The sequence below is a fragment of the Pseudomonas mandelii genome (assembly GCF_006438925.1).
GTDB lineage: Bacteria > Pseudomonadota > Gammaproteobacteria > Pseudomonadales > Pseudomonadaceae > Aquipseudomonas > Aquipseudomonas mandelii_C.
The window spans coordinates 1-20,344 of sequence record NZ_RCZA01000016.1; the positions used below are offsets into that span (position 1 = coordinate 1).

Consider the following 20,344-nt stretch of genomic DNA (forward strand, 5'->3'; position numbering starts at 1 on the left):
TTTCCGGCGGCCGTGGCATGCAGAACGGCGACAACTTCAAACACCTGTACGCCCTGGCTGACAAGCTGGGCGCTGCTGTCGGTGCTTCCCGCGCCGCGGTCGACGCCGGTTTTGTACCCAACGACATGCAGGTCGGTCAGACCGGCAAGATCGTTGCTCCACAGCTGTACATCGCCGTCGGTATCTCCGGCGCGATCCAGCACCTGGCCGGCATGAAAGACTCCAAAGTGATCGTTGCGATCAACAAGGACGAAGAAGCGCCGATCTTCCAGGTGGCCGATTACGGCCTGGTGGCGGACTTGTTCGAAGCCATCCCTGAGTTCGAGAAGCTGGTCTAATCCAGCGGCCTGACTTATAAAGAGCCCGACCTTTTGGTCGGGCTTTTTTTTGTTCTTCTGTAGGAGCTGTGTAGGAGCTGTCGAGTGAAACGAGGCTGCGATCTTTTGATCTTGCTCTTGATACTCAAGTGAACTCGAAAAGATCGCAGCCTCGTTTCACTCGACAGCTCCTACAGGGTATAACCGGGTTTGAGTGGAGAGTGATGCCATGGATCTGCGCCGCGTTTACGGCTGGTCATTGCTGCTGGGGCTGACGGTATTACCGGCGCTGTCCATCGCCGCGGGCAAGTGCGAGCGCCTGGTGGTGACCGGCAGCCCGGACGCGCCGCCGTACCTGTGGCAAGACCCGCAACACCCCAAGCACCTGATCGGCGCCAGTGCTGACCTGTTGCAGCAAGTGGCGGGAGAGCTGGGGATCAAGGTCGAACTGCTTTACGCCGGCAAACGCTCCCAGGCCCTGGACGAAGTGCGCAGTGGACGAATGGACATGCTGGCAGATGCGTCATTGACGGTCAGTGAGCTGGACACTCTGGATTACATTCATCCTCCGTTGCTGGAAAACGATTACCTGGTCTGGACCCGTAAAGACTCGGCGGTGGTCTACAACGAAGCGCAGGACCTTCACGGGCATCCCGGCGCGTTGTCGGAAAAGTCTCGTATAACCCCTGAATTTGGCACGTTCGCCGAGCAGCAATTGACCCTCATCCGCACGCCTAACCTGACCCAGGCCTTTCAGAAATTGCTGCTGGGCGAGGTGGAATTTGTCCTGGCCGGTCGTTACTCGGGCGTGGCGGCTGCACAGGCACTTAACCTGTCCAACGACCTGACTGCCCGTCCCCAACCGATCGACAAACCCGGCCTGTTCCTCGCGGTTTCCCACAACTCCGCCTGCAACGATCCGTGGTTGCGCGGACAGCTGGCCAAAAAGATGACAGAATTGCCCGCGTCCGGACTGACGGAAGCCGTGCTGCAACGCAATATCGAGCGCTGGAAGGCGCAACTGTCACAACCGCAGCAACAACCTGTCAGTACCCCAAAACAGTAGGGATTTTTAGTGAGTATTCGACCTCTTTTCGCTGCCCTGGCCGTTCTGGCTCTGGCGGGTTGTGCAGCCGATCCGGCGCCGAATGAACAAATGCGCCTGACCGAACAGGCACTCGAACAGGCTAAGGCAGTAGGTGCCACCGCCGCCGATGTGCCGGAAATGAAACTGGCCGAAGACAAGTTCAACCGCGCCAAGGGCAGCATGAACGACCAATCCTTCAAGAACGCGCGCATGCGGGCCGAGCAGGCCGAGCTGGACGCGCGTCTGGCCGAAGCCCGGGTTCTGACCCTCAAGAGCGAGGAGCAGTTGAACGTGCTCAATACCCGCATCACTCGCCTGCGCAAGCAACTGGGAGATGCCCAATGAGCCTCAAGACCAAAGCCCTTGGCGGTTTGATCCTGACAGGCTGCGCCAGCCTCTATGGTTGTGCCGGTCAGCACAGCGAGGCCGCGTTGCAACAGGCCAGTACTGACTTCCAGAAGGTCAAGGAAGATTCCAATGTGCTGCGAATCGCGCCCAAGGACGTGATTCGCGCCGGTGAGTCGCTGGCCCGTGCCGATCGTCTGTCCAGTTACTGGGGCAGTGGACCGGACGTGCTGCATTACGCTTACCTGAGTGAGCGCTATAGCGAAATCGCGCGCGAACACACCAATCAGCTGCTCAACGAAGAACGTGCGGCGAAGCTCGAACTGGAGCGTCAGCGCCTGCAGCTGGCCCTGCGCGAATCCAAACTGCTCAGCGTGCAGCAGCAGGGCAAGTGGCTCGAAGAACAGATTGTCGCGTTGGCGACCACCCAGACCGACCGCGGCCTGGTGATGACCTTGGGCGACGTGCTGTTCGATACGGGCGAAGCAGAGTTGAAAAACTCGGCGAACCGCGTGGTGTTGAAGATCGTGCAGTTCCTGCAGCTCAACCCCAAGCGCGTGGTGCGCATCGAAGGCTACGCCGACAGTACCGGCGGCAAACAGGAAAACCTCAAGCTGTCCCGTGACCGTGCGCAATCGGTGGCGGACGTGCTGATGGATTTGGGTATCGACGATAAACGTATTCAGGTCGAAGGCTACGGTGATGAATATCCGGTCGACGTGAACGCCTCCGAGCGGGGACGTGCACAGAACCGCCGGGTAGAAATTGTGTTCTCTGACGAAAAGGGCCAGCTCGGCGCTGCCCGGTAGGAGCTAACGCCAGAAGTCCCGTAGGAGCTGTCGAGTGAAACGAGGCTGCGATCTTTTGATCTTTCGCTTGAAACTCAAGTGGACGTGGAAAGATCGCAGCCTCGTTTCACTCGACAGCTCCTACGCAGCTCCTACAACCCGGCCTGCCCGTCAGCGCCGGGTTTTTTTACGCCTGCTAATCAACTCACAAAACAGTACAGTTTTTGCTGACACTGCACTGTACGGTCGACTATTGTGGCAACTGTCCCAGTACACTTCTAAACTGTTCCGGTATTGTTTCACACAAGAATAAAATGCCCGTGAAATCGAGTGCTGCGTCATGACCAATCTCTTGCTCTACCAACGTATTGCTCAACAACTGGCCGAAGACATCCGCCGTGGCGTCTATCAACCGGGGGAGCGCGTGCCTTCGGTGCGCAAGATGAGCTCGCAGCTCAACGTCAGCCATGCGACGGTGTTGCAGGCTTACGCCAACCTCGAGGATCAGGGGCTGATCCGCGCCCGGCCGCAGTCCGGTTACTACGTGCACCAGACCCCGGCCCTGACCGCGCCGACACCGGACATCGCCCGGGTTGAGCGTCCAGGTCTGGTCACTCGCAGCAGCATCATCCAACAAGTTCTGGTCGAATCCCGCCGCGAGGGTGTGTTTCCCTTGGGCGCGGCGGTACCGAGCGTTGATTATCTTCCGGTGCGGGCGCTGCATCAGCAACTGGCCAAAGTCACCCGTTTCCATAGCCCGCGGGCGTTCAGCTATATGTTCAGCCCGGGTTTCGAACCGTTGCGCCGACAAGTGGCGATCCGCATGCGCGATGCCGGCGTGGTGGTCGATCCGTCGGAAGTGGTGATTACCCACGGCTGCGTTGATGCCTTGCAGATGTCCCTGCGAGTGCTGACCCGCCCAGGCGACCTGATCGCCGCCGAGTCGCCGACCTACTACGGTTTACTGCAACTGGCTGACCTGCTGGGCCTGAAGGTCATCGAGATTCCGAGCGATCCGGCCACCGGTATGAGCCTCGAAGCTTTGCAGCTGGCGGCCAACCAGTGGTCGATCAAGGCGTTGGTGCTGACCACCCGTCTGAGCAATCCATTGGGCGGCACCATGCCCGAAGAGCGGCAGAAGCAACTGCTGCGCCTGGCTTCGGATTTCGATATCCAGATTGTCGAAGACGATATCTACGGCGAACTGATGTTCGAGCAGGGGCGCACCAAATCACTTAAAGCCTACGATCGGCTGGATCGGGTGATCTATTGCTCAAGCTTCTCCAAAACCCTGTCGCCGGGCGTGCGGATCGGCTGGATGATTGCCGGCAAGTACCAGCAGGAAATCCAGCGTTTGCAGACCTTCAGCACCCATTCGGCCTGCAGCGTCACGCAGATGGGCATTGCGGCGTACCTGGAGAACGGTGGTTATGACCGGCATTTACGCTACATCCGTCAGGAGTACCGCAAGAACCTCAGCGCTTTCCAGCTGGCGGTGCAGCAGTACTTCCCGGAAGGCACGCAGATGACCCGGCCGACCGGCGGCTTCATTCTGTGGGTCAGCCTGCCGGGGCGGGTCAACACGCAGGAGCTGCACGTTCGTGCGTTGCAGCAGGGCATCAGTATCGCGCCGGGGCTGATTTTCAGTAACACCGAGCAGTTCAATCACTGCATTCGGTTGAACTGCGGTACACCCTGGAACCGTGAAGCCGAACGTGCATTGATGACCCTGGGCATGCTCGCCACCCAGCTCTGTCAGGAGATGGCCAACGGCTTTTGACGGGGCGGGCAGGTTGTTCCTGTCCGTGCTTGTCTTGTTGCGTGCAACAGGCGAGCATATGGCCTCCTGCCGTTTGCGCTGTTGGGTCCATGAAATCGATTTTCCCCGCCGTTTGGCTATCGCTCTGCCTGCTGATGACCTTCCAGGCGGAAACCGTCATGGCGGCTTCCGTTCAGGAAAAACCGACAGCCAGCGCCACGTCGAAAAAGCCGGCTCCCGCTAAAAAAGCCACGCAGGTCAAAAAGAAAGCGGCCCCGGTGAAAAAGCGACCGCCGATTGCCTCCAAGTCCAAACCCGCCAGTGAGGTCGTGAAAACCAAGCTCCCTTCGGCCGACCTGGATTTGAGCCTGCCCCAAGGCATGGTCGAGGAACTGAAACCGATCGGTACGGTACCGTTGCCCCGACACGATGCGGTATTGCCACAAATGTTTGGTGACAAGGCCGGCAGCTCTCCATTTCAGCTCAACGGAAGGCTGATCAGCAACGAAATGAAGTTGCAACTGCGCAACGACGAGCGCCGCGAAGTCGAAGGCGCCGCCCTGGAATTCGAGTTCAAACGATAATTCCTTCCTGTCTGTGACCCGCTGGCCAGACGCTTTGTCGGAGACTGGTCAGTCACGCTCGTTTAAGCGTAAAAAGCCGGGTCCAGGTAATTTTAAACAAGTGTTTTAGCGGTTACTCTGTGCCCCGTCCTTTAATACATCGCCCGTCGCGAGGAGCTCGTCGTCATGAAATGCCGTGAAGGCTGTGGCGCCTGTTGCATTGCCCCTTCCATCAGTTCACCGATTCCCGGCATGCCCAATGGCAAACCCGCCGGAGAACGTTGCGTACAACTCTCTGTCGAAAACCTGTGCAGTATTTTCGGCAATCCCGATCGACCAGCCGTTTGCTCGGCATTCGAAGCCGACGTCGAAGTCTGCGGAAGCAGCAGCGATGAAGCGATCAAATTGCTGGGTTGGTGGGAGCAAATGACGGCGGCGTGATGTGTTCAACGAACGGAACTTCAACAATAAGGAATAAGACTATGGGTTCGCTGCAACGTATGGCTGTGCTGTGTGGTTTGACGGTTTTGCTGGCCACCACGGCCGCTCAGGCCGAAGACTGGAAAGTCGCCAAGAACGAAGACGGCATCAAGGTTTCCCTGAGTGAAGTGCCTGGCTCCGATTACAAGGCCTACCAGGGCGTCACCCTGATGAAGACCACCATGGCCAAACTGCGCGCGTTGCAGGAAGACGTGCCAGGCGCTTGCGCCTGGATTCACGACTGCAAAACCCAGAAATTGCTCAAGCACGAAGGCGATCAAAACTGGACCTACACCCAGTTCAATACTCCTTGGCCGGTTACCGCGCGTGACTCCGTGTTGCATGTCACCACCATCGAGGGGGCTGACGGCAGCCTGACCCGCAAACTCGAAGGTGTGCCAAAGTACATTCCTGAAGAAAAAGGCTTTGTGCGGGTTACCAAGGTTGATGGTTTCTGGAAGTTCGTGCCCAAGGGCGATCAGATCGAAGTGACTTATCAGGTGCACACCGAGCCGGGCGGTAGCATACCGTCGATGGTGGCCAACAAGTTTGTGGTGGATGCGCCGTTCAATACCTTGAAAGCCCTGAAAGAACGCGCTGAGAAATAATTGCTCTTTTGATAAAACGCCCTGACTTGTTTGGGGCGTTTTCTATTGGGTAGGGCGGTTTATTTGATAGGGGGGCATATCCGTTTTTTCGGTAATGGCGACTGGCGGTTTCGCTTTTACAGCGAGTCACTTGGAAAAGCCCCAAGTAACCAAAGGTTTTTGCCCCGCCATTCGGTGCCTCGCCCAGGCTCGGCATGCCCTCACTCCGGCATTGCTCCGGGGGCGGCTACCGCGGCATCCCTGCCGCGGTGCCCCCTGCGCAATACCTGCGTTCGGCCTCTGGGAAAGGGGCAGGCAGATCAAGATCAAAAGCCAAAGCCCGGCGTTGTACCTGTGGGAGCGAGCCTGCTCGCGAAAAACGTCCGGACACCGCGTTCATTCAGACAGCACGCGTTATCGTTCACGTCTTTCGCGAGCAGGCTCGCTCCCACAGGGGAATGCGTACGCTTGAAGAGGCAGGTCGGCCGGTAGGCCGCCTCGTGTGCTTTTGCGGTACTCGCCCCCTCGAGAGGCCGAGTGGAGGTTCTGCGCAGTGGGCAACCCGGCATGGATGCCGGGTTAGCCGCCCCCGGCCATGGATGGCCGATGGCGGCGGGCCCACGGAGCAGGACCGGAGCGAGGGCATGCGGAGCCTAGGCGAGGCACCGAACGTCAGGGGCAAGAGCCCTTGGTTACTTGGGGCTTTTCCAAGTGACCCGCCGTAAGGGCGGAACCCTAAGCGGCCGTTACCGCAGAAACGGATATGCCCCCGAACTAACTGCATTAGGGCAGGGGGACTTTAATTTGTTTCCGAATATGCGTTGCACGAAATTTTCACAAAGCCTCCAAGACAATTCGCCCGCGCCAAACAACCGGACAGTAATCAATGGCAATGCCGCGGTTGATCGTGCAACATTTGCGCACCGCGCAAGCCCCGGGACCGAGAACTGGCCAACAGAGGGCAAGGCGCAGCTGTATTTTTGAAACTTCAACTTCCAATGGGTCCTAAAACGACATGGCAAACCCGGACGCCCTGAGTCAGCAGCGAGCTTCTAGTCGCCTGCTGCAACCGACCGTCAAATCGCATCTGGCCTACACGCTGCTGTGTGCCCTGGTCATGATGGTCATGTTCAGCCTGCTGCGCGTTGCGCTGCTGGTTTACAACCGCGAGATGATCCTCGACACCCCGGCCTCGACCTTTCTCGAAGCGTTCGCCAACGGTCTGCGTTTCGACCTGCGCCTGGTGGTCTACCTCAGCATTCCATTGCTGCTGGCGCTGTTCAGCGCCCGGGCGATGGCCGCACGCGGATTCTTCCGGTTCTGGCTGACCATTGCCTCGAGCATCGCCCTGTTCCTCGGTCTGATGGAGATGGACTTCTACCGCGAGTTCCACCAGCGCCTCAACGGCCTGGTCTTCCAATATGTAAAGGAAGACCCGAAGACCGTGATGAGCATGCTCTGGTACGGTTTCCCGGTGGTTCGCTACCTGCTGGCCTGGGCCGTGGGCACGTTGATCCTGACCCTGGCGTTCAAGGGCGCCGACCGCGCCACCCGTCCTCGGGGTCCATTCAGTGGCGGCAGCATTGGCACGCGCCAGATCGCCCCATGGTATGCACGCATCACGGTGTTCGTCGTCTGCCTGATGGTTTGCGTGGTGGCCGCTCGTGGCACCCTGCGTCAGGGCCCGCCACTGCGTTGGGGTGACGTCTACACCACCAACTCGAACTTCGCCAACCAGTTGGGCCTCAACGGCACCTTGTCGCTGGTCGCCGCGGCCAAGAGCCGGATATCCGAAGATCGCGACAACGTCTGGAAGGCCACGTTGCCACAGCCTGAAGCGCAGAAAATCGTGCGTGACATGCTGGTGATGCCGGACGACAAACTGGTGGATGCGGAGATCGCCGCCGTGCGTCGCGATTACACGCCGCCGGCCGACAAGACCCTGCCGATCAAGAACGTCGTCGTGATCCTGATGGAAAGCATGGCCGGTCACTCGGTGGGCGCCTTGGGTGCACCGGGCAACATCACGCCGTACCTCGATAAATTGTCGAAGGAAGGCTTGCTGTTTGACCGCTTCTTCTCCAACGGCACCCATACCCACCAGGGTATGTTCGCCACCATGGCCTGCTTCCCGAACCTGCCAGGTTTCGAATACCTGATGCAGACGCCGGAAGGCAGCCACAAGTTGTCCGGCCTGCCGCAATTGCTCAGTGCCCGTAAATATGACGACGTGTACGTCTACAACGGCGACTTCGCCTGGGACAACCAGTCGGGTTTCTTCAGCAACCAGGGCATGACCAACTTCATTGGTCGTAATGACTTCGTGAACCCGGTGTTCTCTGATCCGACCTGGGGCGTGTCCGACCAGGACATGTTCGACCGTGGTCTGGTCGAGCTCAAGGCGCGGGAAAACGGCAAGCCGTTCTATGCGTTGCTGCAAACCCTGTCCAACCACACGCCATACGCCTTGCCGACCCCATTGCCGGTTGAACGCGTGACCGATCGCGGTAGCCTGAACGAGCATTTGACCGCCATGCGTTATGCGGACTGGGCGCTGGGCCAGTTCTTTGAAAAGGCCCGCAAGGAGCCGTATTTCAAGGAGACCCTGTTTGTCATCGTCGGCGACCATGGCTTTGGCAACGAGCGTCAGATCACCGAAATGGACCTGGGCCGCTTCAACGTGCCGATGTTGATGATCGCGCCGGGCATCCAGGAAAAATTCGGCCAGCTTGACCATACCGTGGGCACGCAGATCGACATCGTGCCGACCATCATGGGCCGCATTGGTGGCGAAGTGCGTCATCAGTGCTGGGGTCGTGATTTGCTCAACCTGCCTGAAGGCGACACCGGTTTTGGCGTGATCAAGCCATCGGGTAGCGAGCAGACCACCGCCATCATCACGGCTGATCAGATTCTGGTGCTGCCGAAAGAAAAGGAAATGGCGCCGAAGATGTACCAGTACGAACTGGGCGCGACACCTCACGCCGAGATCGTTCCAAATGCACCGCGTACCGCTGAGCTGAAGCTCAAGCTCGAAGCGTTCCTGCAAACGGCGACCAAGAGCCTGATCGACAACACCGCCGGTGTGGTTGACGGCAAGCCGGACTAAGTCTTGATGCAATAAAAAAGAGGCCCTTGAAAAGGGCCTCTTTTTTTTGCCTGTTAAACCTTTATATCTTGCCGAGCAACAGCAGGATCAACAGCACCACCAACACCACGCCGATGATACCCGACGGGCCATAACCCCAACTTCTGGAGTGCGGGAACACTGGTAAGCCACCAATCAGCAAGAGGATCAGGATTACGATAAGAATTGTGCCCATGTCTATTTCCTTGTTGGAAGTGTTCTGGATTACCTGGCGTTTAAGTGTCAGCCGGGATGCTAAAAACCAGGCTGCTTACAAAATCCGACTGTCGAGCATGAAAGAAAATTCCAAGTTTTTTTAATGTTTTTCGAAGAAAGGCTTATTCCGTTTTTTATTACTCTAGTTGGTTCAGACGCTCCCACGGTTTGCTCGGGCCATTCAGCAATCTGATGGAGCGTGGGTCGGGCATTGTCCTTCGCTACACTCGACGCATCTTCCCCGGAACAACAAGGCTGTTTGCTATGCAAAATCGCATGATGATCACTGGCGCGGGCTCAGGCTTAGGTCGCGAAATCGCGCTGCGCTGGGCGCGTGAAGGCTGGCAGCTGGCCTTGTCGGATGTCAGCGAACCCGGTCTGCAAGAAACCCTGAAGCTGGTTCGCGAAGCCGGTGGCGACGGTTTTATTCAGCGTTGCGACGTGCGCGATTACAGCCAGCTGACCGCCTTCGCCCAAGCCTGTGAAGAGAAACTCGGTGGCATCGATGTCATCGTCAACAACGCCGGCGTTGCCTCGGGCGGGTTCTTCAGTGAACTGTCCCTGGAAGACTGGGACTGGCAGATCGCGATCAACCTGATGGGCGTGGTCAAGGGCTGCAAGGCCTTCCTGCCGCTGCTGGAAAAAAGCAAAGGCAAGATCATCAACATCGCGTCAATGGCAGCCCTGATGCAAGGCCCGGCCATGAGCAACTACAACGTGGCCAAGGCTGGGGTGGTGGCGTTGTCCGAAAGTCTGTTGATCGAGCTGGCGCAGGAGGAAATTGGTGTGCATGTAGTGTGCCCATCGTTCTTCCAGACCAACCTGCTGGACTCCTTCCGTGGCCCTACGCCGGCCATGAAAGCTCAGGTCGGCAAGTTGCTGGAAAGCTCGCCGATCACTGCGGCCGACATTGCTGACTACATTTACCAGCACGTCGCTGCCGGCGAATTCATGATTCTGCCTCACGAACAGGGCCGCATGGCCTGGGCGCTCAAGCAGAAGAACCCGCAACTGCTCTACGACGAAATGACCGTCATGGCCGACAAAATGCGCGCCAAGGCCAAGCAAACCGCAGGTTGAGCTTGCCCCCAACACAACACCGTCGTTAGGGTGGCCGCCATCGGCCATCCTTACGAGACGTTTGCATGCTCAATTACCTGTGGTTTTTTCTCGCCGCGTTGTTCGAAATTGCCGGCTGTTTCGCCTTCTGGATGTGGCTGCGCCAGGGCAAAAACGCCTGGTGGGTCGTGCCGGCTCTGCTCAGTCTGACCTTGTTTGCGCTGCTGCTGACCCGCATCGAAGCGACCTACGCCGGTCGCGCCTATGCCGCTTACGGTGGCATCTACATCATCGCGTCGATCGGCTGGCTGGCGGTGGTCGAGCGGGTTCGTCCGCTGGGCTCGGACTGGCTCGGCGTGGCGCTGTGTGTGATCGGGGCGAGCGTCATCCTTTTCGGCCCGCGCTTCTCCGCTTCCTGAAGGATCGGTCCTTCATTCAGTGGGTTTGTAGGACGTTTCCATAGGAGCTGTTCGGAGTGCGCTGTAGGGCGGGACTGATTTGCTGCTGTCGCATTGTAGGCCCGTTGAGTGCAGGGCATCTTCAGGGTTCGATAACCCTGAAGGACGAATGCCATGCTTGTACTCAGTCGCGTTGTGGGCGAGTTGATTTCCATCGGTGACAACATTTCCGTGCGCATTCTTGCCGTCAACGGAGGCAGTGTGCGCTTCGGTGTCGAAGCGCCGCAGAACGTCAACGTGCACCGGGCCGAGGTCTACGACCGCATCCAGCTCAAACTGGCGAAAAACAAAAGACGCTGAGGTCTCAGTCGAACAGGTGCTTGGGCACATCATGCTTGAGCATCAACTGGCATTGCTCGCTGTCCGGGTCGAAGACAATCAGCGCCTGGCCCTTGGTCAATGCCTGGCGAACACGCAGAACACGGGTTTCCAGCGGCGTGTCATCGCCGTTGTCCGTACCGTCACGGGTCACGAAATCCTCGATCAGGCGGGTGAGGGTGTCGACTTCAAGTTGGTCGTGGGGGATCAGCATAGGCACCTCGGCTAAACAATGGCGCGATGCTACGGCGGTTGAACGCACAGGACCAGTAGGAGCTGCCGCAGGCTGCGATCTTTTGATCTTTTGATCTTTTGATCTTCAGCGATGCAACTGACGCCAGAAAATCAAAAGATCGCAGCCTGCGGCAGCTCCTACGGTTTTGCGTTCGCTTTAGCTCTCCGACCGCTGCCCCACCAGGCTATCCACCGACGGCACCCGCGTATCACTTTCCATCTGCGTCTCATGTTCGATCTGATGGCTGAACCGGTCCAGCGACCCCTTGGCCGGTTGTGCATCACTGGCAAACACCGGCGGACTCAGAATGTAGGCGCCGAGCAGGCGGCTGAGGGCGGCGAGGCTGTCGATGTGGGTGCGTTCGTAGCCGTGAGTGGCGTCGCAGCCGAAGGCGAGCAGGGCGGTGCGAATGTCATGCCCGGCAGTGACCGCCGAATGGGCGTCGCTGAAGTAGTAGCGGAACAGGTCACGGCGCACTGGCAATTCGTTGTCACTGGCCAGGCGCAGCAGATGCCGCGACAGGTGATAGTCGTAGGGTCCGCCAGAATCCTGCATTGCCACGCTCACCGCGTGTTCGCTGGAGTGTTGGCCTGGCGCGACCGGGGCAATGTCGATGCCGACGAATTCGCTGACGTCCCACGGTAACGCCGCCGCCGCGCCACTGCCGGTTTCCTCGGTAATGGTGAACAGCGGATGACAGTCGATCATCAGCTCTTGGCCGCTGTCGACGATCGCTTTCAGCGCCGCCAGCAATGCGGCAACGCCGGCCTTGTCATCGAGATGACGGGCGCTGATGTGGCCGCTTTCGGTGAACTCCGGTAAAGGGTCGAAGGCGACAAAATCACCGACGCTGATGCCCAGCGAGTCGCAATCGGCACGTGTAGCGCAATAGGCGTCCAGGCGCAGCTCGATGTGATCCCAACTGATCGGCATTTCATCCACGGCGGTATTGAACGCATGCCCGGAAGCCATCAGCGGCAGCACGCTGCCACGGATCACGCCGTTGTCGGTAAACAGGCTGACCCGGCTGCCCTCGGCAAAACGGCTGGACCAGCAGCCGACAGGCGCCAAGGTCAGACGACCGTTGTCCTTGATCGCGCGAACCGCCGCGCCGATGGTGTCGAGGTGAGCGGAGACTGCGCGGTCGGGACTGTTCTTCTTGCCCTTGAGGGTGGCGCGGATAGTGCCGCGGCGGGTCATCTCAAAGGGAATGCCCAGCTCTTCAAGCCGTTCGGCGACGTAACGCACGATGGTGTCGGTGAACCCGGTCGGGCTGGGAATGGCGAGCATTTCCAGCAGGACTTTTTGCAGGTAGTTCAGATCCGGTTCCGGAATTTTGCTGGTCATGGAAACTCCTGATGAGTTGAGGCCATCGATGGTTCCGATGAGGGGAAAGAATTGTTGTTGTCTGTCAGGGCCCCATCGCGAGCAAGCTCACTCCCACATTTGACCGCATTCCCCTGTGGGAGCGAGCTTGCTCGCGATGGGGCCCAGACAGGCAACACATCAATGTCAGGCCGCCGGCTGACTATGCGGAAACAACAAATCCACAAACCGCTCGGCCGTCGGCTGCGGTTCATGGTTGGCCAGGCCTGCGCGCTCATTGGCTTCGATAAACACATACTCCGGCTGATCGGCAGCAGGCACCATCAGGTCGAGCCCGACCATCGGAATGTCCAGCGCCCGCGCCGCGCGTACCGCCGCATCCACCAACGTCGGATGCAGGATCGCCGTGACATCCTCAAGAATGCCGCCGGTATGAAGATTCGCCGTACGCCGTACGAACAAATGCTCCCCGGCCGGCAGAATGCTGCTGTAGTCATAACCCGCCGCGTGCAAGGTGCGCTCGGTCTCGTGGTCCAGCGGGATTTTGCTTTCACCGCTGGTAGCCGCCTGACGACGCCGGCTCTGCGCTTCGATCAGCGCACCGATGGAATGTTGACCATCACCGACTACTTCTGCCGGACGACGAATCGCCGCGGCGACCACCTCAAAACCGATCACCAGAATCCGCAAATCGAGGCCTTCGTGGAAACTCTCCAGCAGCACTCGACTGTCGAACTGGCGGGCGGATTCGATGGCTTGCTGGACCTCTTCGATACTCCGTAAATCCACCGCGACGCCCTGGCCCTGTTCGCCATCCAGTGGCTTGACCACGACCCGTTCGTGCTCGTCGAGAAACGCCAGATTGTCGTCGGCGTTGCCGGCCAGTTGCTGCGACGGCAGGTTCAAACCGGCGGCTTTGAGCACTTTGTGCGTCAGGCTTTTGTCCTGGCACAACGTCATGCTGATGGCGCTTGTCAGATCGCTGAGGGATTCACGGCAACGTACGCGGCGACCGCCATGGATCAAGGTGAACAGACCGGCATCGGAATCATCGACTTGCACTTCGATGCCGCGACGGTGAGCTTCCTCGACGATGATCCGTGCATAAGGATTGAACTCGGCTTCGGGACCCGGGCCCAGAAACAACGGCTGATTGATGCAGTTCTTGCGCTTGATCGCGAAGGTCGACAGGTTGCGAAATCCCAGCTTGGCGTAAAGACTTTTCGCCTGCCGGTTGTCGTGCAGCACGGACAGGTCCAGGTAACTCAACCCACGGCTCATGAAGTGCTCGATCAAATGCCGCACCAGCACTTCACCGACACCCGGTCGCGAACATTGCGGATCGACCGCCAGGCACCACAGGCTGCTGCCATTTTCCGGATCGTTGAACGCCTTGTGGTGATTGAGGCCCATGACGCTGCCGATGATCGCGCCGCTGTCCTCATCTTCGGCCAGCCAATAGACCGGTCCACCCTGATGACGGGGAGTCAGCAGACTTGCGTCGATCGGCAGCATGCCGCGCAACTGATACAGCTGATTGATCGCCTGCCAGTCCGCGTCGCTCTGGGCCCGGCGGATGCGAAAGCCGCGAAACACCCGAGTCGACTGGCGGTAATCACTGAACCACAGGCGCAAGGTGTCGGACGGGTCGAGAAACAACTGGGCCGGCTCCAGCCCCAGTACTTGCTGGGGGGCAGCCACATACAGGGCGATGTCGCGTTCACCGGTGTGCTCGTTGAGCAGCTCTTGGGCCAGGCTCGCCGCATCCGGGAAGGTATGGCCGATCAGCAACCGGCCCCAACCGCAATGCACGGCGATCGGTGCAGCGCCCAACTCACTGCCGTCTTCGGCCAGGCGTGCCTGCAAACGTTCGTAAGAGGGCGCCTGACCGCGCAACAAGCGTTGGCTGTAGGCCGTGGCGTGGGGTTTCATCGATCAGATTCCTTGTTCGCTGAGCCACAGGTTCAGGGCCGCCAATTGCCACAGCTTGGAACCGCGCAACGGGGTCAATTGACCTTGTGGATCGGTCAGCAGGCGGTCGAGCATCTCCGGTTTGAACAGGCCGCGATCCTGACTCGGATCGAGCAACAGTTCGCGCACCCAGTTCAGCGTATCGCCCTGCAAATGCTTCAGGCCCGGCACCGGGAAGTAGCCTTTCTTGCGATCGATCACTTCACTCGGAATCACCAGCCGCGCAGCTTCTTTCAAGACTTGCTTGCCGCCATCCGGCAGTTTGAATTTGCCCGGCACGCGGGCCGACAGTTCCACCAGGCGGTAGTCGAGAAACGGCGTGCGCGCTTCCAGGCCCCAGGCCATGGTCATGTTGTCGACGCGTTTGACCGGGTCGTCCACCAGCATGATCGTGCTGTCCAGACGCAGGGCTTTGTCCACCGCTGCATCGGCGCCGGGCTGTGCGAAATGTTCCTTCACGAAGTCACCAGCGGCGTCATTCGCTGTCAGCCATTTCGGCTGCACGGTGGCGGCGTAGTCGTCGTAGCTGCGGTCGAAAAACGCATCGCGATAGGCGGCGTACGGATCTTCGGCACCGTCGACTTGTGGATACCAGTGATAACCGGCGAACAACTCGTCTGCACCCTGGCCGCTTTGCACCACCTTGCAATGCTTGGCCACTTCACGGGACAGCAGATAGAACGCGATGCAGTCATGACTGACCATCGGTTCGCTCATGGCGCGGAACGCTGCGGGCAATTGCTCGATGATCTCTTTTTCGTCAATGCGCAGTTGGTGATGCTGTGTGCCGTAGTGCTTGGCGATCAGGTCCGAATACTGGAATTCGTCGCCACGCTCGCCGCCGGCATCCTGAAAACCGATGGAGAAGGTCGACAGGTTTTCAACACCGACTTCACGCAACAGACCAACCAGCAGGCTCGAATCGACACCGCCCGAAAGCAGCACACCGACGTCGACTGCCGCACGTTGACGGATCGCCACCGCGTCACGGGTGCTGTCGAGTACACGGTCACGCCAGTCTTCCAGTGTCAGATTCATCTCGTCGGCGTGTGGGCCGTAGGGCAGGGTCCACCAGGTTTTCTGCTCAGTGGTGCCGTCCGCTTCGATGCGCATCCAGGTCGCCGGTGGCAGTTTTTCGATGCCGGCCAGCAAGGTGCGCGGGGCCGGGACCACGGCGTGGAAATTCAGATAATGATTGAGCGCCACCGGATCGAGGATCGGGTTGATGTCGCCGCCCTTGAGCAGCGCCGGCAGCGTCGAGGCAAAGCGCAGGCGCTGTCCGGTGCGCGACAGGTACAGCGGCTTCACGCCGAGACGGTCGCGGGCGATGAACAGACGTTGGGCATCGCGCTCCCAAATGGCGAAGGCGAACATGCCATTGAGCTTGGGCAGCAAGGCTTCGCCCCAGGCGTGATAGCCCTTGAGCAGCACTTCGGTGTCACCACCGGAATAGAAGGCATAACCGAGGCTTTCAAGCTCAGTGCGCAGTTCCGGGAAGTTGTAGATCGCGCCGTTGAAGGCCAGAGACAAGCCCAATTGGTTGTCGACCATCGGCTGCGCCGAGCCGTCCGACAGGTCCATGATTTTCAGGCGACGGTGGCCCAGGGCAATCGGCCCTTGGGCATGAAAGCCCCACGCGTCAGGGCCGCGAGGGGCCAGGTGATGGGTGATTCGCTCAATGGCTGCAAGGTCTGCAGGTTGATGATCAAAACGTAACTCGCCAGCTAATCCGCACATAAATTCCTTACCGGTTTTTCCGTTGGGGAGGGTCAATCGATACCGCGCCAAAAACGGCGGGTACTCAGAAACTGACCCGGCTGAATCCCCGGAGTTTTAGACCGATAAGTTATAAGGCGCGCCGTCAGACTTTTCCGCGGATCAATTGGCGCACCGCAAAACGGTTGGGATGACAGGCCTCGGCGACCGCTCTGGGCAGAGGTAAAGGTTCGTTTTCGATCCATGCCGCGAGCAACTCACCCGACAGCGGCGCGGTGATCAGGCCGCGAGAACCGTGGCCGCTGTTGACGTAAAAACCCTCAAGCCAGGGGCAGGGAATATCCGGTACTTGCCGGGCGTCCTTGCTCAGCACGGCGTAGGCATCGGCGAAGGCCGCTGGTTCGGCCAACGGGCCAACGATCGGCAGGTAGTCCGGACTGGTGCAGCGGAACGCGGCGCGTCCTTCAAGCTGTTGCGGGTCCAGTTCCTGTGCATGCAGTCGAGTGGCCAGGTCGGCGGAGATTTCCTCGAGCAAAGCCAGGTTGCCGAGGTGTTCGGCGAGGGTTGGGGTCAGGTCATTGCTCTTGAAGTCGAAGCTGGCGCCGAGGGTGTGTTCGCCCAGTCGAGCGGGCGCCACATAGCCTTCGGCGCAGACGACGGTGGCCAGGCTCTGGCTTTCAGGGGTTTGCGCGAGTCGGGTGATCTGGCCACGAATGCGTTTGAGGGGCAGTTCGGCGCTGTGCGGGAAACGCTTGATCTCGGCGGCGCCGGCCAGGATCACCACGGGGGCACTGGCCAGCAAATCATCACCGTCCCAGGCCTGCCACTGATCATCCACCTTGCGCAGTTCCAGGACATCGCGATGGGGCAGCCACTGGATGTTCGTTGAGGACGCCTGCCAATGGCACAACGCCGGGGGATGAACCCAGCCACCTTCCGGGAAGAATAATCCGCCGTGCTCCAGGGCGATCCCGGCCTGAATCTGGGCTTGCGGTTGATCGAGCAAGTGCACCAGGTCTGGCGAAAAAGCGGCGGCCAATTGCGCCTGACGCTCGGCTTCCTTGGCGTTGAAGGCCAGTTGCAAGACCCCGCAATCGTCCCAGTCGACGCCCCGTTGCAGATGCTCAAGCAAGCGTCGGGTGTGACCGAAACCACTGACAATCAACTGCGACAATGCGGTGCCATGGGCCGAAAGCTTGAGGTACAGCACGCCCTGTGGATTGCCCGAGGCTTCCTGTGCGAGTGCATTGTGGCGCTCCAGCAGACTGACGTGCCAACCCCGCGCCGCGAGACTGGCGGCCGTGGCGCAACCGGCCAGGCCGGCGCCGATCACCAGTGCCCGACGTTCGCCGGTCAGTGGCGTCGGGCGCGCGAACCATGGTTTGGCCGCGGCGGGCGCCGGGACTTCTTCAGGCCAGCCGAGAAACACGCCCCGCAGGATTTCCCATTTGTGGCCAATGCCTGGCGTGCGCTTCATCTTGAAGCCCGCCGCATTCAGCAGACGGCGCACCCAACCGGTGCTGGTGAAGGTGCTGATGGTCGAGCCGGGGGCCGCCAGACGTGCCAGTTCGGCGAACAGCTCGGCGGTCCACATGTCAGGGTTTTTCGCCGGGGCAAAACCGTCGAGAAACCAGGCGTCGATCTGCGCGTCGAGTTGTGGCAATTGCTCCAGCGCATCGCCGATCAGCAGGGTCAGGGTCACGCGGCCGTTGTCCAGCACCAGGCGCTGGAAGCCTGGGTGGATTGCGATGTATTGCGTCAGCAGTTGATCGGCAAACGGTTTTAGCTCCGGCCACAAGGCCAAGGCACGCTGCAGATCGGGCAGGCTCAGCGGGTACTTTTCGACACTGACAAAATGCAGACGTGCTCCGGCCACCGCATGCTGTTCGAATAGCTGCCAGGCGCAAAGGAAATTCAGCCCGGTGCCGAAACCGGTCTCGCCAATCACCAGTCGACCGCCGGCCGGCAATGCGGCAAAGCGTTCACGCAACGCGTTCTGTTCGAGGAATACGTAGCGGGTTTCGTCCAACCCCGACAGATCGGAGAAATACACATCATCGAACACCCGCGAACGCGGGAGCCCTTGGTCGTCCCAGTCGAGCTGGGCGTGGGGCAATACAGGTTTCATGGCAGGCTCGGCAACGGCAAGGCGGCCATTCTAGCCGATCGCCGGAGCGGTGCCTGATCCCTGGCAACGCGTGCACTCGCAGATTCGCGGAAAATCTGTAGCAGCTGGCGCAGCCTGCGTTCGATCGCGTAGCGGTCGCAAAATCAGCCGATGTATTTTTTCAGGTAAAACGTGCACTCAGGATTTACGACCGCTGCGCGATCGAACGCAGCCTTCGGCAGCTGCTACAAAAAAATATCGTTGCTGCGAAGTAAGGGATTTCTCCCACGGAAAACAACTCAATCCGCTAGTCTTGCTCAATCCTGGAAGGAGCCGTCTCATGTTCGAATCCGCCGAAATCGGTCACGCCATCGACAAAGAAACCTACGACGCCGAAGAACCGGCCCTGCGTGAAGCCTTGCTCGAAGCGCAGTTCGAACTTCACCAGCAGCGCCGCTTTCCGGTGATCATTCTGATCAATGGCATCGAAGGCGCCGGCAAGGGCGAGACGGTCAAGTTGCTTAACGAATGGATGGACCCACGCTTGATCGAGGTCCGCACGTTCGATCAGCAGACCGACGAAGAGCTGGCGCGGCCACCGGCCTGGCGCTACTGGCGGATGCTCCCGGCCAAGGGCCGCATGGGGGTTTTCTTCGGCAACTGGTACAGCCAGATGCTGCAAGGCCGGGTTCATGGCTTGTTCAAGGACCCGGTGCTGGATCAGGCGATCAACCAGTCCGAGCGCTTTGAAAAAATGCTCTGCGACGAAGGCGCGCTGATCTTCAAGTTCTGGTTCCACCTCTCCAAGAAGCAAATGAAGGCCCGGCTCAAGGCCCTGGCGGATGACCCGCTGCACAGTTGGCGCATCAGTCCGCTGGACTGGCAACAATCGCAAACCTACGACAAGTTCGTGAAATACGGCGAACGCGTGTTGCGCCGTACCAGCCGCGACTACGCGCCTTGGCATGTGATCGAAGGAGTGGACCCTCATTACCGCAGCCTGGCGGTGGGCAAGATCCTGCTCGAAGGCCTGCAAAATGCTCTGAAGCGTCCCGAGGTCCATCCCGACAAGGTCAATGCCGCGCCGTTGCCCATCCATGTCGATCAAAGAAGCCTGCTCGACAGCCTGGATTTGACTCAGCGTCTGGACAAGGACGATTACGAAGAACAACTGATTACCGAGCAGGCGCGATTTTCCGGCCTGATGCGCGACAAACGCATGCGTCGGCACGCCTTGGTGGCGGTGTTCGAGGGGAATGATGCGGCAGGCAAGGGCGGGGCGATCCGCCGGGTTGCGGCAGCCCTCGATCCACGCCAGTACAGCATCGTGCCAATTGCCGCGCCCACCGAAGAGGAACGGGCGCAGCCTTATCTGTGGCGGTTCTGGCGACACATCCCGGCCAAGGGCAAGTTCACGGTGTTTGATCGTTCGTGGTACGGGCGGGTACTGGTGGAACGCGTCGAAGGCTTCTGCCCGCCGGCTGACTGGTTGCGGGCCTACAGTGAAATCAATGATTTTGAAGAGCAGATCGCCGAGGCCGGGGTGATTGTGGTCAAGTTCTGGCTGGCTATCGACAAGCAGACGCAACTGGAGCGTTTCCAGGCCCGGGAAGCAATTCCCTTCAAGCGTTTCAAGATCACCGAAGATGACTGGCGCAATCGTGATAAATGGGACGACTACCGCGCGGCGGTCGGTGACATGGTCGATCGCACCAGCACCGAGATATCACTCTGGACACTGGTGGAAGCCAATGACAAACGCTGGGCGCGGGTCAAAGTCCTGCGCACCATCAATCTGGCGCTGGAAGAGGCTTTCGAAAAGTCCGACAAGCACGACAGGAAGGTGGAAAAGCTCAAGAAGTGAGCGATGGTTGCGCATACGCGG

At 59.5% G+C, this 20,344-nt stretch carries 19 protein-coding genes; 13 read left to right on the forward strand and 6 right to left on the reverse strand.

What is annotated here, in order from left to right:
- The 9 genes from EAH74_RS28770 to EAH74_RS28810 all read left to right on the forward strand — a co-directional run.
- Positions 1-338, forward strand: a 338-nt coding sequence (locus EAH74_RS28770) for an FAD-binding protein (protein WP_205012930.1), incomplete at its 5' end; no start/stop codon positions are given.
- Between the two features lie 208 nt (positions 339-546).
- On the forward strand, positions 547-1,383 hold the full coding sequence (locus tag EAH74_RS28775; protein ID WP_140683296.1) for a substrate-binding periplasmic protein: 837 nt from the start codon (positions 547-549) through the stop codon (positions 1,381-1,383).
- Between the two features lie 9 nt (positions 1,384-1,392).
- Positions 1,393-1,749, forward strand: a complete 357-nt coding sequence (locus EAH74_RS28780; RefSeq protein ID WP_008147008.1) for a DUF4398 domain-containing protein — start codon at positions 1,393-1,395, stop codon at positions 1,747-1,749.
- Positions 1,746-2,558 (forward strand): OmpA family protein, encoded by an 813-nt coding sequence (locus EAH74_RS28785; protein ID WP_140683299.1) that lies wholly within the window; start codon positions 1,746-1,748, stop codon positions 2,556-2,558. Before EAH74_RS28780 ends, EAH74_RS28785 begins: the two co-directional genes overlap by 4 nt.
- Positions 2,559-2,877: 319 nt before the next feature.
- The gene (locus EAH74_RS28790) at positions 2,878-4,317 is read left to right on the forward strand and encodes a PLP-dependent aminotransferase family protein (RefSeq protein WP_123364828.1); all 1,440 of its coding nucleotides are present in this window, start codon (positions 2,878-2,880) and stop codon (positions 4,315-4,317) included.
- Positions 4,318-4,406: 89 nt separating this feature from the next.
- Positions 4,407-4,880, forward strand: a complete 474-nt coding sequence (locus EAH74_RS28795; protein WP_140683302.1) for a translation initiation factor 2 — start codon at positions 4,407-4,409, stop codon at positions 4,878-4,880.
- Positions 4,881-5,045: 165 nt separating this feature from the next.
- Positions 5,046-5,300: a YkgJ family cysteine cluster protein gene (locus tag EAH74_RS28800; protein ID WP_140683305.1), complete on the forward strand. Its 255-nt coding sequence runs from the start codon at positions 5,046-5,048 to the stop codon at positions 5,298-5,300.
- Between the two features lie 41 nt (positions 5,301-5,341).
- Positions 5,342-5,947, forward strand: a complete 606-nt coding sequence (locus EAH74_RS28805) for an START domain-containing protein (RefSeq protein WP_140683309.1) — start codon at positions 5,342-5,344, stop codon at positions 5,945-5,947.
- Between the two features lie 994 nt (positions 5,948-6,941).
- The gene (locus tag EAH74_RS28810) at positions 6,942-9,035 is read left to right on the forward strand and encodes an LTA synthase family protein (protein WP_140683312.1); all 2,094 of its coding nucleotides are present in this window, start codon (positions 6,942-6,944) and stop codon (positions 9,033-9,035) included.
- Between the two features lie 61 nt (positions 9,036-9,096).
- Here the strand turns inward: EAH74_RS28810 and EAH74_RS28815 are convergent, their stop codons facing one another.
- Positions 9,097-9,255, reverse strand: coding sequence for a DUF3309 family protein (locus EAH74_RS28815; protein WP_172901242.1), 159 nt, complete (start codon positions 9,253-9,255; stop codon positions 9,097-9,099).
- A gap of 278 nt (positions 9,256-9,533) precedes the next feature.
- Between EAH74_RS28815 and EAH74_RS28820 the strand changes: the two genes are divergently transcribed.
- The 3 genes from EAH74_RS28820 (at position 9,534) to csrA (ending at position 11,086) form a co-directional block, all read left to right on the forward strand.
- A complete protein-coding gene (locus EAH74_RS28820; RefSeq protein ID WP_140683314.1) occupies positions 9,534-10,349 on the forward strand; it encodes an SDR family oxidoreductase in 816 nt (271 codons plus the stop codon).
- Positions 10,350-10,414: 65 nt separating this feature from the next.
- Positions 10,415-10,747 (forward strand): YnfA family protein, encoded by a 333-nt coding sequence (locus EAH74_RS28825; protein ID WP_140683317.1) that lies wholly within the window; start codon positions 10,415-10,417, stop codon positions 10,745-10,747.
- Positions 10,748-10,900: 153 nt separating this feature from the next.
- The gene (csrA, locus tag EAH74_RS28830) at positions 10,901-11,086 is read left to right on the forward strand and encodes a carbon storage regulator CsrA (RefSeq protein ID WP_123369003.1); all 186 of its coding nucleotides are present in this window, start codon (positions 10,901-10,903) and stop codon (positions 11,084-11,086) included.
- Between the two features lie 4 nt (positions 11,087-11,090).
- Here the strand turns inward: csrA and EAH74_RS28835 are convergent, their stop codons facing one another.
- The 5 genes from EAH74_RS28835 to mnmC all read right to left on the reverse strand — a co-directional run bounded on the left by EAH74_RS28835 (position 11,091) and on the right by mnmC (position 18,480).
- A complete protein-coding gene (locus EAH74_RS28835) occupies positions 11,091-11,318 on the reverse strand; it encodes a YheU family protein (RefSeq protein WP_025212539.1) in 228 nt (75 codons plus the stop codon).
- A 177-nt stretch (positions 11,319-11,495) separates the two neighbouring features.
- Positions 11,496-12,686 (reverse strand): osmoprotectant NAGGN system M42 family peptidase, encoded by a 1,191-nt coding sequence (locus EAH74_RS28840; protein ID WP_140683320.1) that lies wholly within the window; start codon positions 12,684-12,686, stop codon positions 11,496-11,498.
- A gap of 165 nt (positions 12,687-12,851) precedes the next feature.
- Entirely contained in the window at positions 12,852-14,597 is a 1,746-nt protein-coding gene (ngg, locus tag EAH74_RS28850; protein ID WP_140683326.1) for an N-acetylglutaminylglutamine synthetase, read from the reverse strand.
- A 3-nt stretch (positions 14,598-14,600) separates the two neighbouring features.
- Positions 14,601-16,373 carry an N-acetylglutaminylglutamine amidotransferase gene (locus tag EAH74_RS28855; RefSeq protein WP_140683329.1) on the reverse strand — a complete coding sequence of 591 codons (1,773 nt, stop codon included), beginning with the start codon at positions 16,371-16,373 and terminating at the stop codon, positions 14,601-14,603.
- A 124-nt stretch (positions 16,374-16,497) separates the two neighbouring features.
- Complete coding sequence (mnmC, locus tag EAH74_RS28860; protein ID WP_140683332.1) at positions 16,498-18,480, reverse strand: bifunctional tRNA (5-methylaminomethyl-2-thiouridine)(34)-methyltransferase MnmD/FAD-dependent 5-carboxymethylaminomethyl-2-thiouridine(34) oxidoreductase MnmC; 1,983 nt, start codon at positions 18,478-18,480, stop codon at positions 16,498-16,500.
- Positions 18,481-18,799: 319 nt separating this feature from the next.
- Here mnmC and pap point away from each other — a divergent pair, with 319 nt between their 5' ends.
- Positions 18,800-20,323, forward strand: a complete 1,524-nt coding sequence (gene pap / locus EAH74_RS28865) for a polyphosphate:AMP phosphotransferase (RefSeq protein ID WP_140683335.1) — start codon at positions 18,800-18,802, stop codon at positions 20,321-20,323.
- Positions 20,324-20,344: the final 21 nt, after the last annotated feature.